12 protein-coding genes are annotated in these 14,855 nt (G+C 29.9%); 11 read left to right on the top strand and 1 reads right to left on the bottom strand.

All coding sequences use genetic code 11. The features are described 5' to 3' along the window. Positions 1-60: 60 nt before the first annotated feature. Complete coding sequence (locus OC526_RS03955) at positions 61-339, top strand: HU family DNA-binding protein (RefSeq protein WP_203126579.1); 279 nt, start codon at positions 61-63, stop codon at positions 337-339. Positions 340-385: 46 nt separating this feature from the next. On the opposite strand, the gene OC526_RS03950 is transcribed toward OC526_RS03955, so the two are convergent. Beyond that, on the bottom strand, positions 386-2,128 hold the full coding sequence (locus OC526_RS03950; protein ID WP_262122289.1) for an NFACT family protein: 1,743 nt from the start codon (positions 2,126-2,128) through the stop codon (positions 386-388). An 86-nt stretch (positions 2,129-2,214) separates the two neighbouring features. On the opposite strand from OC526_RS03950, the gene gmk reads away from it, so the two are divergent. The 10 genes from gmk to rny all read left to right on the top strand — a co-directional run bounded on the left by gmk (position 2,215) and on the right by rny (position 14,787). Beyond that, a complete protein-coding gene (gene gmk, locus OC526_RS03945) occupies positions 2,215-2,823 on the top strand; it encodes a guanylate kinase (protein WP_262122288.1) in 609 nt (202 codons plus the stop codon). After that, positions 2,816-3,001 (top strand): DNA-directed RNA polymerase subunit omega, encoded by a 186-nt coding sequence (gene rpoZ, locus OC526_RS03940; protein WP_262122287.1) that lies wholly within the window; start codon positions 2,816-2,818, stop codon positions 2,999-3,001. Before gmk ends, rpoZ begins: the two co-directional genes overlap by 8 nt. Then, a complete protein-coding gene (gene coaBC, locus OC526_RS03935) occupies positions 2,998-4,170 on the top strand; it encodes a bifunctional phosphopantothenoylcysteine decarboxylase/phosphopantothenate--cysteine ligase CoaBC (RefSeq protein WP_262122286.1) in 1,173 nt (390 codons plus the stop codon). The genes rpoZ and coaBC overlap by 4 nt, the downstream gene beginning before the upstream one ends. Before the next feature lies 1 nt (position 4,171). Then, on the top strand, positions 4,172-6,541 hold the full coding sequence (priA, locus tag OC526_RS03930; RefSeq protein ID WP_316043772.1) for a primosomal protein N': 2,370 nt from the start codon (positions 4,172-4,174) through the stop codon (positions 6,539-6,541). 9 nt (positions 6,542-6,550) lie between these two features. Beyond that, the gene (gene ftsY, locus OC526_RS03925) at positions 6,551-7,891 is read left to right on the top strand and encodes a signal recognition particle-docking protein FtsY (protein ID WP_262122285.1); all 1,341 of its coding nucleotides are present in this window, start codon (positions 6,551-6,553) and stop codon (positions 7,889-7,891) included. 137 nt (positions 7,892-8,028) lie between these two features. Next, a complete protein-coding gene (rpsB, locus tag OC526_RS03920) occupies positions 8,029-8,886 on the top strand; it encodes a 30S ribosomal protein S2 (protein ID WP_262122284.1) in 858 nt (285 codons plus the stop codon). 11 nt (positions 8,887-8,897) lie between these two features. Then, on the top strand, positions 8,898-9,566 hold the full coding sequence (gene tsf / locus OC526_RS03915; protein ID WP_262122283.1) for a translation elongation factor Ts: 669 nt from the start codon (positions 8,898-8,900) through the stop codon (positions 9,564-9,566). A 96-nt stretch (positions 9,567-9,662) separates the two neighbouring features. After that, entirely contained in the window at positions 9,663-11,399 is a 1,737-nt protein-coding gene (locus OC526_RS03910; protein ID WP_262122282.1) for an ABC transporter ATP-binding protein, read from the top strand. Continuing rightward, entirely contained in the window at positions 11,392-13,140 is a 1,749-nt protein-coding gene (locus OC526_RS03905; protein WP_262122281.1) for an ABC transporter ATP-binding protein, read from the top strand. The genes OC526_RS03910 and OC526_RS03905 overlap by 8 nt, the downstream gene beginning before the upstream one ends. Positions 13,141-13,245: 105 nt before the next feature. Beyond that, entirely contained in the window at positions 13,246-14,787 is a 1,542-nt protein-coding gene (rny, locus tag OC526_RS03900; protein ID WP_262122280.1) for a ribonuclease Y, read from the top strand. Positions 14,788-14,855 lie beyond the last annotated feature (68 nt).

Genomic DNA, 14,855 nt, shown 5'->3' with positions numbered 1-14,855 from the left:
AATTTTGTATAATCAAAATTAGAGTTAAACAGAATTATTTATTGATTTATAGGAGGAAATATGAATAAATCAGAATTATTAGTAAGCATTTCAGAAAAAAGTGGTCTTAAAAAAAGCGAATCTGAAAAAGCACTAAACGCTATGATAGAAACAATTACTGAAGCACTAACAGAAGGTGAAAAAGTTCAATTAGTTGGATTTGGAACATTTGAAACTAGAGATAGAAAAGCTCGTGAAGGTAGAAACCCAAGAAAACCTGATGAAGTAATCAAAATTCCAGCATCTAAAGCTCCAGTATTTAAAGCTGGTAAAACTTTAAAAGAAGCAGTTAATAAATAATTATTAAATAAAACAAAACCGGAACTTGAAATAAAGGACCGGTTTTTTAAATTTCATTATATTTTTTGCTTAAATCTTCATTCGTGTTAATGGTAATGGTATTAAAATTTTCATAATAAACCATACCTGGTTTTGCTCCCTTAGCTTTGTTAACATTTTTCTTCTCAGTATAATCTACATCGATTTTTTCTTCGCTACTGATAGATGAATTCATAGCTGCAAGGTATGCTGCAATTAAAATGTCATCTTCATTTAAGTTTTCAGATCTTAAAATCACATGACTTCCTGGTACATCTTTAACATGGAACCACAAATCATCTTTATTGGCTAACTTCAATGTTATATAATCATTTTGCTTACTATTTTTACCTACATAGATATCTGCATTATTGACTGTAACAAAATGATATGGTTTAGATTTTTTATTTCTAACCTTATGTTTGGAGCTTTTTTTAATAATATGATTTTCGACCATTTCATCACGTATATCATTTAAATCATCTATACTATTTGACCTATTTATAAAGTCAATAAGCTGATTTAAATAGTCTAAGTATTCTATTTGTTTTGGCAAGTCTTTTTTTGCATAGTCAACAGAGTTTTTTATCTTCTTAGCTCTATTATAAAAGCTCTCTGCATTTTCCCATGGTGTTTTTAAAGGATCTAAATCTATTTTTAATTCTTTATTCTCATCATAAAAATCATTTAGAATAATTTCTTTATCCCCCTTGTTTATCCTATGAACATTTGCAGATAATAAATCTCCATTCTTTCGTAAACCCTCTATCTTTGATTCATTTAATATATTATCATTTAAAATATTTATTTTCTTTTGAGTAGTTTTTATATTAGAATTTATTTTTTTGATATAGTCAGTCTTTATTTGATTTAGTCTATCATGGGTTTTATTTATATCAAAAAACTCATCAATGGCATCGCTCATTAGTCTATATTTTATACTTTCATAATCTAAATGACTTAATTCTAAGGTATGAAACTCTTTTATTTTTTTATCACTTTTATAAGAATATGCTTCTAGATTTTGATTTAAAATATCATTGCGTATTTGAAGTAAAATATCATTCAATTTTTCTTTTTCAGCTTCACTGACTAAACCCCAAGTAATTCTAGGGTCAATACCTGCTCTATATGCAATCTCTTTTCCCACGACTGGAGAAAAACCAGTATATGTTTTATGAAAAATTTTATCTGGTTTTGCATTATCGGGTAGTTTTTGATTTAGTTTTTTTATATCATAGGAAAAGTTTGGATTTGTAATATCAAATTTGTCATCTTCTACAAATTCATAAGTTAGGCCAGGCAATAACTGTCTTACAGATGACATAGTCTCACTTACTCTTTTTATAGAATCAATGATTTTATAATTTTCATCTGTTAGAATTATATTTGAGTATTTTCCCATGATTTCTACTATAAGTTTTTTGCTAGTATCAAAACCCATTTCATCAATAGAACTTATAGAAAAAATAACAACCCTATCTAATCCCTTTTGTGAAATATCAATTATTTTTCCTTGATTAATATGCTTTCTTAAAACCATGGTGAAGTTTGGTGGTACATCCGGATTTTCAAATTTTTTATTTGTTAAGTTTATCCTAGCTTCATTATTATTTGCACTTAGAAGCAATTTGTAGCTAGTTCCCATTGAGTAAACATTAAAAACTATATCATTTTTAGAAGGTTGGGTGATTTTTTGAATTTTCCCCCCTAAAAGTTTTTTATTTAGTTCGTTTACAATTTTTCTTGTTACTATTCCATCATATGTCATAATTATTCACCTCATGATTATTATACTTTTTTTATCACTTGTAATAAGGGGTCTAAAAAGTAAAATATTTATAATAAGGAGGCGTAATGAAGAAAGGTTTTTTATTAGTCATATCTGGTCCATCGGGAGTTGGTAAGGGTACTGTCCTTCATGATCTTATGAATACACAAAAAAACCTCGTATATTCTGTTTCTGCAACCACTCGTGGCAAAAGAGATGGGGAAATAGAAGGGGTTTCTTATTTTTATAAAACTCATGAAGAATTCAAACAAATGATTGATGATGGCAAGTTTTTGGAATATGCCCATGTACATAATAATTATTATGGTACACCGAAAGATTTTATTGATAAGAAAATCAATGAAGGAAAAATAGTAGTTTTAGAAATAGATGTTCAAGGTGCGGTAAATGTTAAGCAAAATACTGACAATGCTGTCTTCATATTTTTAGCGCCCCCAAGTTTATCAGAGCTTAAAAATCGCATTGTTGGACGTGGAACAGAGACAGAAAATGACATTAATCTTAGAATGAAAAATGCTCGTAAGGAGCTAGAATATATAAGATATTACGACTATTTAGTTATTAATGACCATATAAATTCAGCAATAAATTCTGTAAATGAGATAATAAATGCAGAAAAACATAAAGTATTTAGAGAAGAAGATTTTGACATAAAGGAGATTTTAGATGAATAATCCATCTTTTAAAAAATTATCAGAAATTAGTCCAAGTAGATATGATATTTGTATGATGGTATCAAAAAGAGCTAGAAGAATAGTAAGCGGATCTGCTCCATTAACCAGCCATATTGAAGCAAAACCTGTAACTCAAGCTTTAAATGAAGTTATTGAGGGCAAAGTAACAAAAAAATGATAGAAAATAAAAATATTTTGCTAGGGGTAACTGGCGGTATTGCAAGTTACAAAGTTTTGGAATTATGTTCTAGACTAAAAAAAAAGAATGCTAATTTAAGCATAATTATGACTCCGGCAGCTACCGAATTTATATCACCACTTTCATTTGAGACTATGGGTAGATGCAAGGTTTATACGGATATGTGGGAAGGTCATCATGAAAATGTACACCACATAGATTTACCAAAGTGGTCTGATGTAATGTTAATTGCTCCAGCTACTGCAAGTACAATTGGTAAAATGGCAAATGGAATCTCAGATAATTTTCTTACAGCTTCATACTTAGCATGTGAAAAAGATGTAATCATCGCACCATCAATGAATACACAAATGCTATTAAATCCAGCAACTCAAAAAAATATTGAAACCTTAAAATCATACGGAGTTAAGGTTATAGCTCCAGAGTCAGGAGTCTTAGCTTGTAATACAATAGGTGACGGTAGGATGGAAGAACCTGAAAATATTGTGCAATTCCTTGAAGATTACTTTACGGAAAAAGACTTAGCAGGCAAAAAAATCATCGTATCAGCGGGACCTACTATAGAACCAATTGATTTTGTAAGGTATATCACAAACCACTCAAGTGGAAAAATGGGATACAATATTGCAAATGAAGCTAAAAAACGCGGTGCAGAAGTTGTTTTAGTTTCAGGACCAGTAGATCCTTTTAAAATAAAAGGAATCAACCGTATTGAAGTTAGAACTAATGAAGATATGAAAAATGCTATTGAAGAAAATTTCGACGATGCGGATGCACTTATAATGGCAGCTGCTCCAGTAGATTATAAATCTAGTGTTGTTAGCGATAAAAAAATTAAAAAATCTGGTCAAAACTTACAAATGGATTTTATTGAAAACATTGATATTTTAAAATATTTTGGCAATAAAAAGACAAATCAAACTGTAATTGGTTTTGCAGCTGAAACAGATGATTTAATAGCAAATGCAAATAAAAAGTTAAAGAAAAAGAATGCTGACTATATTATAGCAAACGACCTAACCAAAGCGGGAGCTGGTTTTAACACTGACACAAACATTGCAAGTATAATCTCACATAACGAAGTTAAAGATTTAGAGAAAATGACTAAGACAGAACTTGCAAACCATATTTTAGATTTAATTAGGTGATATTATTTACGCAAAAGTAATAATTGATAGCAAAAGTAGATTTTTAAATAGTAGCTTTACCTATCACATACCAGAAAAATTTAATAACAAAATAGACATAGCAATGAGAGTTGTAGTTCCTTTTGGTAGGGGAAATAAGAATAGCGTTGCTTTTGTTTATGAGATGATTGATAAAATTGATGTAGATTATGAAATAAAAGATATTTTGGAAATCATTGATAATAAGAGGCTAATTTCAGATGAACTTATGGATTTAGCTTTTTTTATGAGCAAAACTTATATGTCTCCAATCCAAGCATCTTTAAAACAAGTTATGCCGCCTACTAATATTAAAAATATAAAAACCTTTTTCTATTCAAAATCTAAAGAAGATTCAGAAATTTTGAATTTCTTAAGCAATAGTAAGACCATGGAGGAGATAACTAATAGATTTGGTGAAATTAATGAAGAAATATTTAATCTAGTTGATGAAGGCAAAATTGGCATTTCATACGATATAAAAAATACTCAAAATATTCGATATGATGAATTTGTTTTTTTAACTGGCAAAAATATTTTCTTAAATACCAATGCAATTAAGCAAATGGCGATAATTGATTATCTAAAAAAACATGGTGAAACTAAGTTACTTCAAGTTTTAAAGGAAACACAAGCAGCGAAATCTAGCTTAAATGCTTTGGTAAAAAAAGGAATAGTAGGAGTTATAAAACGCGAATCCAAAAAAGAAATTACCAACAATTATAATAAATATAATAAGCTAAGCCTGAATGATGAGCAGCTATCAGCTTTTGAAAAAATAAAATCAAATCCTGCTGGTCATTTTTTACTATTTGGTGTTACAGGATCAGGAAAGACTGAAATTTTTTTACAAATGGTAGAAGAGGTTATAAATCAAGGTAAAGAAGCAATTATACTTGTACCTGAAATTTCATTAACTCCTCAAACCATTGAGAGATTTAAAGGAAGATTTGATGAAAAAATTGCGATAATTCATTCAAGGCTTACACCAAGTGAAAGATTTGACCAATGGAGAATGATAAATAATGGAGAAGTAAAAATTGCAATCGGAGCTCGTTCTGCAATATTTGCACCATTTAAAAATTTAGGAATAATTATTATTGATGAAGAGCATGATAATTCCTATATTTCATCTCAAGATCCTAAATACCATACAAATGAAATTGCAAAATTTAGAGCCAATTACAATAATTGTAACCTAATTTTAGCATCAGCTACTCCATCGATAAACACCATGAGTAAAACTCAAAATGATGAATATGAGCTAATTCACTTAACAAAAAGAATAAATAATAATTTACCGGATATTGAAATTGTTGACCTGAAAGAAGAATTAAAAAACTCCAACTATTCAATAATCAGTTATAGATTGCAAGAAGAAATAAGAAATAATATAGGAAAAAAGGAACAAACTATATTATTTTTAAACAAGATTGGTCACAATTCTTATACTTTTTGTAGGACTTGCGGTTATGTTATAAAATGCGAGGCATGTGATGTAGCAATGACCTACCATAAAAACATTGACAAATTGATTTGCCATTATTGTGGGAGGACTCAAAATCAACCAAAGGTATGCCCTAATTGCCATTCGAAAAAAATAAAAGAATTTGGAGCTGGAACAGAAAAACTTGAGGAAGAAGTAAGATATTTATTTCCTGATGCAAATATAATGCGCATGGATAGTATGAAGGCAACAAATAAATCTAGCTATCATAAAATGTATTTAGGAATGAAAAATAACGATATTGATATTTTGTTGGGTACCCAAATGATTGCAAAGGGTTTAGATTTTAAAAATGTCACACTTGTTGGAATTATTTCTGCTGATTTAAGTCTAAATGTAGGAGATTTTAGGGCCCAAGAAAATACATTTGAACTTTTAACTCAAGTATCTGGTAGGAGTGGTAGGGATAAGAAAAAGGGAAAAGTAATTATACAAACATATAGACCAGATAATTTTGTTATCCAAGCAGTCAAAAACAATGATTATCCTAACTATTATAAAAATGAATTGATAGAAAGAAGTGCATTTTCATATCCGCCATACAAAAATATTATTAGTATAAAAATAATTGATACAGACAGGATAAAAACAATTGATATTTCAAGAGAGTTTACAACTGCACTAAGAAATAATTTAAATAATTTAGATAAAGTCGAAATTATAGGGCCTAATCCTTGTAAAATATCAAGAATAAACAACAAACATAGGTATAATATTATTATAAAAGCAGAGGATGATGATTTAGATTTTGTAAGAGATACTATAAATAAATTGCGTAATGAATTTATAAATAAGTACAAACAAACAAGTTTTATCCCAGCTCTAAATCCTACTAATATAAACTAAGGAGAAATGATGTTTGATTTTTTTAAAAGAAAGAAAAAAGATGATGAAGTTAAAGACGATTTATTAGATGAGAATATTGAAGAATCTAATGATAATAGTAATAACTTATATGAAGATGATAGCTATGAAATAACTAATGATGAAATTTCGAAAGATGATAATAAAGATGAGAAATTAGTATTTGAACCACAATCTAGTAATTTTGCTGAAGATAATAATTATAGTGAAGAAGAAAACACAGAAGAAGTTAGCTTTGAAGATAGGCCGATATCTGATCAACCTATTTACTTTGATAATCTTGATTCAGAATATGATGAAAATTTAGAATATTCTTATGAAAAGGATGATTATTCTAAAGATTTATCATATAATCAAAATGATAACGCAGATGTTTATGTTGACAATGAATATACTGAAAACCCTGAAGAAGAAAAACTTGGCTTCTTTGATAGGATAAAAGAAGGTCTTATTAAAACTAGAGACCAATTTTCTTCACAAATTAAAAATCTATTTACAGCAAATGTAAAAATTGATGATGATTTGTATGAAGAACTTGAAGAGATTTTGATTTCTGCAGATATAGGTATGGATTCTACCTTAGATATCGTTGATAGTTTGCGTGATGAAATCAAAAGAAAAAGCATAAAAGATTCTGATCAAATATATCCAGTTCTAAAAGATATTATGGTTAATAAATTAGATGAGAATAATTTGAATAATAATCTTAATATAGTGGAAAATGAATTGGCTATTATATTAGTAATAGGAGTTAATGGGGTTGGAAAAACTACAACAATAGGTAAACTTGCCCATAGTTTACAAAATGATGGAAAATCTGTTATGTTGGCAGCAGCGGATACTTTTAGGGCAGCAGCTATTGAACAACTTGGAGAGTGGGCGGATAAATCAAATGTTGAAATGATTTCCCATAGTGAGGGGGCTGATCCATCTGCGGTAATTTTTGATGCTATAAAGTCAGCAAAGAGTAAAAACATAGATGTTTTAATATGCGATACTGCTGGACGTCTACACAATAAGAAAAACTTAATGAAAGAGCTTGAAAAAATAAATAAAACTATAGATAGCCATGCTGGCAGTGCAACTCGTGAAAATATCCTAGTATTAGATGCAACAACAGGACAGAATGCAGTTAATCAATTAAGAGAATTTAAAAATGTGACTAATATTTCAGGCTTAATACTTACAAAACTTGATGGAACAGCCAAGGGAGGAATTATTTTCCCTCTACAAGTAGAACTTAATGTTCCAGTAAAATATATTGGACTTGGAGAAGGAATTGATAATTTAGAAAAATTCGGCTCAGAATCTTTTGTAGAAGCCATGTTTTAGTATTGATATTTTGATAAATCTATAGTAAAATATTACAGTACTACAAAAATATACACACACTCGGATGGATATTTCGTTGCCAATTGTGGTTAAATGTCCAAAAGAAGAGGGTGGAAGAAGAAAACGGAGGAATATATATGACAGTAGTTTCAATGAAAAAATTACTAGAAGCTGGTGTACACTTTGGACACCAAACAAGAAGATGGAACCCTAAAATGGCTAAATACATCTTCACAGAAAGAAATGGTATCTATATCATCGATTTACAAAAAACAGCAACTCAAATCGAAGATGCTTATGTGATGATTAGAGACATTGTTGCAGATGGCGGAGATGTTTTATTTGTAGGAACTAAAAAACAAGCTCAAGATGCTATCGAACATGAAGCAAAAAGATCTGGCCAATACTACGTATCTAATAGATGGTTAGGTGGTATGCTAACAAACTTTGATACAATTAGAAAAAGTATCGAAAAATTAAAAAGATATGAACAAATGGAAGAAGACGGTACATTTGATCTTCTACCAAAAAAAGAAGTACTACAATACCAAAAGGAAATGGACAAATTAGAAAAAAACCTTGGCGGTATTAAAGATATGGAAAAACTTCCTGATGTACTATTCGTTGTAGACCCAGGTGAAGAGTCAATTGCAATTCACGAAGCTCATATATTAGGAATTCCAGTTGTAGCAATCGTTGATACAAACTGTGACCCAGATGAAGTTGACTTAGCTATCCCAGGAAATGACGATGCTATTCGTGCTGTTAAGCTTATAACATCAGTAATGGCTGATGCAGTTGTTGAAGCAAATCAAGGAAGCGAATTTGATCCATCTGAAGAAGATTTCATAGCTGAAGATGATGAAGAAGAAACTTCAGTAGAAAATAATGAAGAAGTTGAGGAAAAAGAAGAAGCTCCTCTATCAAATGATGAATTAGAAAAAGCAGCAGAAGAAATCGAAACAGCTGCTCATGAAGAAACAGAAGAAAATTAAGGAGATATAAGATGGCAGTAAGTGCAAGTTTAGTAAAAGAATTAAGAGAAATGACAGGCGCTGGAATGATGGACTGCAAAAAAGCCTTAGAAGAATCTAATGGCAACCTCGATGCAGCTGTAAAACTTTTAAAAGAAAAAGGACAAGCTACATTAGATAAAAAAGCAGGCCGTGTTGCAGCTGAAGGTGTTATTGGTTCATACATTCACAACAACAAAATTGGTGTTATTGTAGAAATCAATACAGAAACAGACTTTTCTGCAAATACTGATTCAGTAAAAGACTTTGCTAGAGACCTTGCTATGCACATAGCTGCAGCAAATCCTTTATATATTTCTGAAGAAGATGCAAACGAGGATGATATTGCTGAACAAAGAGAAATCTTAGTAAATCAAGCAATCAATGAAGCTTCAGCAGACATGCCAGAAGATAAGAAAAAAATGATAGCTGAGAAAAAAGTTGAAGGTAGACTTAAAAAATATCTTTCAGAAGTTTGCCTATTAGACCAAGCTTACATCAAAAACCCTGACCAAACAGTAGAAGAATTATTAAGAGAAACAGCTAGCAAAGTTGGAGAAAACATCAAAATCAGAAGATTTGCTAGATTCGAAGTTGGTGAAGGAATTGAGAAAAAAGAAGAAGATTTCGCATCAGAAGTAGCATCACAAATGAATGCATAATTTAGTTTACTCCTTTAGGGATTAAATTAAAATAGAGTATAAATAGTCAGTAGATTACTGGCTATTTTTTATTAAAAATTTTTAAAAGGAATTAATATGTTCAAGAATTTTTCTTGGTTTTTTAAATACGCTAAAAAGAATTATGTTATAGGTTCTATTTCATTAATACTTAGCGATATTATATCATTATTTTTACCATATGTTACGGGAATTCTAATTGATTTAGTATATACTGGAAATCTAACTATGGATAAGTTTATACAGATGATTGCTATATCTATAGTCCTAATTATATTAAAATACGTTACAGCTATTGCCTGGTCATATAATATATTTAAAGCTTCAGCCTTAATGGAATACACATCTAGAGATAAATTGATGAGCAAATTTTTAAAACAATCACAAAGATTTTTTGAAAATAATCCTACCGGCTCACTAATGAGTAAGTCTACTCAAGATGTGAGTCAAGTAGCACAATTTGCGGGATTTGGACTATTGGCTTTTTTTGATGCAGCACTATTTCCATTATTTATAATTGCGATGATGATTATTACTATAGATTTTAAAATGACTATATTCTCTATAATTCCATTTTTTGCATTAGGATTTGGTCTTACTCGCATCATGAAGAGAATATATGCTAGAAGTAAGGCTGTAAATAAATCATTCGATGATTTGACTGATGAAGTTTTAGAAGATGTGCAAGGTATTAGAATTATAAGAGTTTATAACATATGTAATTTACGTGAACAAAGATTTAATAAAAAAGCTCGTGAGTTAGCAAATAACAATGTAGAGCTAGAAAAAGTTAGAGCTTTAATTGAACCTTTTGAAAAAGTCTTAACTTCTTTATCATTTGTAATAGCAGTTGCTTATGGATCTTATTTAATCTCTAAAGGAAGTTTAAGTGTAGGACAATTAGTTTCTTTCACTTATTATCTAAACATGTTGATTTGGCCTATGTTTGCCGTTGGAGAATTTTTAAATCTTCACCAACAAGCCAGCGCTGCTATGGATAGGATATTAGAAATATTAAATTATAAGGAAGAAATTGAAAATTCTGAAAATAAAAAAGAAGTTTTGGACTCTTTAGATATTAAATTTAATAAACATTCATACAAATATCCTTCAAGTAGTGATTATACGCTAAACAATATCAATCTTAAAATTGATAAAGGTTCTTCAATTGGAATAATTGGAAAGACGGGGAGCGGTAAAACTACACTGATTAGACAACTATTAGATATATATAATGTTAATAAGAATTCTATTATAATTGGCAGTGATTCTTACAATAATATTTCTGCTAAATCATTTAAGGATAAGATTGGATACGTACCTCAAAGACATATGATATTTTCTGATACAATTTTAAATAATATTAAATTTTCTAATCCAAACGCAAGTGATGAGCAAGTAAAAAAAGCAATTGAAATTGCTGATTTTAGTAAAGATGTTGATGAATTTTCGGAAGGTTTAGAAACTTTAACTGGTGAAAAAGGAGTGTCTCTTTCTGGTGGCCAAAAACAGAGATTAGCTATTGCTAGAGCAGTAATATCAAATCCACAAATTTTAATTTTAGATGATGCTATGAGTGCGGTAGATGCAAATACTGAACAAAATATTATTAATAATCTAACAAAAATTAGAAAAGACAAAACGACAATTATTATAGCTCATAGGATTAGCCAAGTACAAAACTGCGATCAAATAATTGTCTTAGAGAATGGGAAAATTGTAGACCAGGGTAACCATGAATCACTGATGAGTAGAGATACATGGTATAAAAAACAATACGAAAACCAGATAAGTGGGGGTAATTTGAATGATTAAAAAAGATAATTTTGCATTAAATTTATTAAAATCATACGCAAATAAACAAAAACCTGCTTTTATTAAAGGATTTTTATTTTCTTTTTCTAGAACAATTCTTGAAATAATATCTCCCTTGTTAATCGGATATTTAATTAATAATGTTATCGAAGAAGGTATGTCTAGGGATTCTTTACTTCTAGTTATGGCTTTACTATTTCTTTACTTTATAATAAATGCTCTTGCAGGATACTTTTTAAATAAAACTTATGTTTCCTTTGAAGTTGCTGCAAATAATGTAGCTTTTGATATCCAAAATGATGTTTATAAAAAGGTTAACTCATTTCCCATATCCTATTTTGATAATATACCTGCAGGTAAAATATCATCTAGGATAACGAATGATACTAATAAAGTTAAAAATATGTTCATACTAATTTTTTCTGATATTATAACAGCTTCTATACTAATATTAGGATTAATTATTGTAATATTTGTTACTAATCCTGTTGCTGGATTAATGCTACTTATATTAGCTCCATTAGTATACATTATTACGAAATCATATACTGCCTACACTAGAAGATATACTGGTGAAATTAGAAAAAGCACTTCTGAAATAAACGCTCAAATTAATGAGTATATCCAGAACATGGAAATTATACAAGTCTATAACAAAGAAGATTATATTAAGGATAAATTTAATAAAACTAATAATCATATATTTTCAGAAGCACAAAAGCTAGCAAAAGTTAGATCCTACTCAGGATTTAGAGCGATGGATATAGTTTCTTATATTGCATCTTTAATAGTTTTAATTTATTTTGGTCTAGGACAACTTACTGATTGGTATGAGGTTAGCATTGGAAGTCTTTATGTTATATTTGATTATACGACCAGACTTTTTGATGAGATAAGATTTTCTATTATGAGATTTGGTGAAGTACAAGAATCTATGGCTTCTGCAAATCATATTTTTGAATTATTAAAATTAGAATCTCAGGAAGAATTAACAGAAAATATTGATAATATTGATAAGGAAATAATTTTTGATAACGTTAGATTTTCTTACACAGAAGGAGAAGAAGTTATAAAAGGAATAAGCTTTCAAGTTGATAAAGGTGAATCGATTGCCTTTGTAGGACAAACGGGATCTGGAAAATCTACTCTTATAAACTTATTGCTTAACTTTTATAAAGCAGACAGTGGTAAAATAACAATCGGTGGTAAAGACATTTCTAAAGTGAATAGAGAAGAACTAAGAAAAGATATGTCTGTAATTTTGCAAGATGCTTTTCTATTTAAGGCAGATATTGCACAAAATATTAGTCTAGGTTTAGATTTTAGTGATGAAAAAATAAAAGAATCCTTAAGAGCGGTTGGCGGACAAAGGCTAATTGATAAGGGTATTCATAGCGAAGTCTTAGAAAATGGATCTAATCTATCACAGGGCGAAAAACAACTTATTAGCTTTGCTCGAGCTTATATTAGAAATCCTAAAATACTAATATTAGATGAAGCAACAAGTAATATAGATACAGAAACTGAAACTATTATTCAAGAAGGAATCAACAAATTAAAAGAAAATAGAACAACTTTTATAATAGCTCACAGGTTGTCAACTATTAAGGATGTTGATAAAATAATTGTTTTATCATATGGAAATATAGTTGAATCAGGTAATCATGATGCGTTGATGGATTCGAATGGCTATTATAAACAAATGTATGATAAGCAAATAAAAGAAAATCAGAGTCTTTAGAATAATTCTAAAGACTTTTTCTATTTATTGTTCGTATAATTATCAATTTATGGTATAATTATAAAGGAATGTATTTTCCAAGAATTTAATAGGAGGTGATAATAAATGGATAATCCAATTGTTATAATCATTACTGTCGCCTTCGTATTGTTAGCTTTTATTTTAGGCTTCCTTTATCAAAAGAAATCTAGTGAAAAGAAGATTGGCGCTGCTGATGAACTCAGTCGTCAAATCATCGAAGATGCTAATAGACAAGCAGAAACACTTCGTCGTGAAACTCTTGTTGAAGCAAAAGATGAAATATCTAAACTAAAATTAGAAAATGATAAGAAGTTTAGCAAAAGAAGCGATGAACTCGATAAAAAAGAGGCTCGCTTATTTAAAAAAGAAGAAAGTCTTGACAATAGAGCTTTATTGATTGACAAAAAGGCTGATCAAATCTCTAGTGATCAGAAGAGGTTAAAACAAAAAGAAGACAGCATTGATAAACTGATTGAAGAACAACAGTTGAAATTGCAAAATATTGCAGGCCTAACAAATAGTGAAGCTAAAGAAATAATTCTTAATGACGTTAAAAAAGATACAATCCACGAAACAGCAAAATTAATCAAAGAAGCTGAAGAAAAAATTAAAGCTGAAAGCAAAAAAATGGCTACAGAAATTCTTGCTACTACAATTCAAAGGTATGCTGCAGATCAAGTAGCTGAAAATACTGTTTCAGTAGTAACTTTACCAAATGATGAAATGAAAGGTCGTATAATAGGTCGAGAAGGAAGAAATATCAGAGCCTTTGAACAACTATCAGGTGTTGACTTAATAATAGATGATACACCAGAAGCGGTAGTAATTTCATCTTTTGAACCAGTTCGTAGGGAAATTGCAAAAGTTGCCTTAGAAAGACTTATTCAAGATGGACGTATAAACCCTTCTAGAATTGAAGAAACTTTGCAAAAAGCTGAAGATGAAGTGGAACAAAGAATAATTGAGGATGGTGAACAAGCTGTTGAGGCAGCAGGAGTTCGTAATCTCCACCCACAACTTGTAAGACTTGTAGGTAAAATGAAGTTTAGAACAAGTTATGGTCAAAATATTATGAAACACTCCGTAGAAGTTGCACAACTTGCAGGTATGCTTGCCGAAGAAATAGGCGCAGATCCTCAAACAGCTCGTCGTAGTGGGCTTTTACATGATATTGGCAAAGCTATTGACCAAGAGATGGAAGGTACACACGTAGAGTTGGGTATAGAATACGCAACTAGATATGGCGAAAATAAATATGTTATAAACGCCATTCAATCACACCACGGAGAAGTTGAACCAAATTGTGTAGAATCGATTCTGGTACAAACAGCTGATGCTATATCAGCAGCAAGACCAGGTGCGCGTCGTGAAAGTTTAGAAAATTATATTAAACGTTTAGAAAACTTAGAAGCGATAGCAAATTCTTATGAAGGTATAGAAAAATCATTTGCCCTACAAGCTGGTAGAGAACTAAGAATTATGGTTAAACCAGATAGGATAACAGATGACGAAATGATTGTAATTGCTAGAGAGATTGCAAAACGTATCGAAGAAGAATTAGAATATCCTGGTGAAATTAAAGTAAACGTCTTAAGAGAATCAAATGCGATAGAATATGCAAGATAATTTATTAGAAATACTAATGAAACTTTAAACTAAACTGCCTTAATTGGCAGTTTTTTAATTTGTATAAT

It is taken from the genome of Anaerococcus sp. Marseille-Q5996, from assembly GCF_946893725.1.
Lineage (GTDB): Bacteria > Bacillota > Clostridia > Tissierellales > Peptoniphilaceae > Anaerococcus > Anaerococcus martiniensis.
Note: the sequence above shows the minus strand (reverse complement) of the source record. Positions and strands in the feature narration are given on the sequence as shown.

What these genes read in the sequence shown, in the direction of transcription:
- OC526_RS03950 (WP_262122289.1), bottom strand. Translation starts at nt 2,128, where the DNA reads ATGACATATGATGGAATAGTAACAAGAAAAATTGTAAACGAACTAAAT.
- OC526_RS03905 (WP_262122281.1), top strand. Translation starts at nt 11,392, where the DNA reads ATGATTAAAAAAGATAATTTTGCATTAAATTTATTAAAATCATACGCA.
- gmk (WP_262122288.1), top strand. Translation starts at nt 2,215, where the DNA reads ATGAAGAAAGGTTTTTTATTAGTCATATCTGGTCCATCGGGAGTTGGT.
- rpsB (WP_262122284.1), top strand. Translation starts at nt 8,029, where the DNA reads ATGACAGTAGTTTCAATGAAAAAATTACTAGAAGCTGGTGTACACTTT.
- rny (WP_262122280.1), top strand. Translation starts at nt 13,246, where the DNA reads ATGGATAATCCAATTGTTATAATCATTACTGTCGCCTTCGTATTGTTA.
- ftsY (WP_262122285.1), top strand. Translation starts at nt 6,551, where the DNA reads ATGTTTGATTTTTTTAAAAGAAAGAAAAAAGATGATGAAGTTAAAGAC.
- rpoZ (WP_262122287.1), top strand. Translation starts at nt 2,816, where the DNA reads ATGAATAATCCATCTTTTAAAAAATTATCAGAAATTAGTCCAAGTAGA.
- OC526_RS03955 (WP_203126579.1), top strand. Translation starts at nt 61, where the DNA reads ATGAATAAATCAGAATTATTAGTAAGCATTTCAGAAAAAAGTGGTCTT.
- OC526_RS03910 (WP_262122282.1), top strand. Translation starts at nt 9,663, where the DNA reads ATGTTCAAGAATTTTTCTTGGTTTTTTAAATACGCTAAAAAGAATTAT.
- coaBC (WP_262122286.1), top strand. Translation starts at nt 2,998, where the DNA reads ATGATAGAAAATAAAAATATTTTGCTAGGGGTAACTGGCGGTATTGCA.
- tsf (WP_262122283.1), top strand. Translation starts at nt 8,898, where the DNA reads ATGGCAGTAAGTGCAAGTTTAGTAAAAGAATTAAGAGAAATGACAGGC.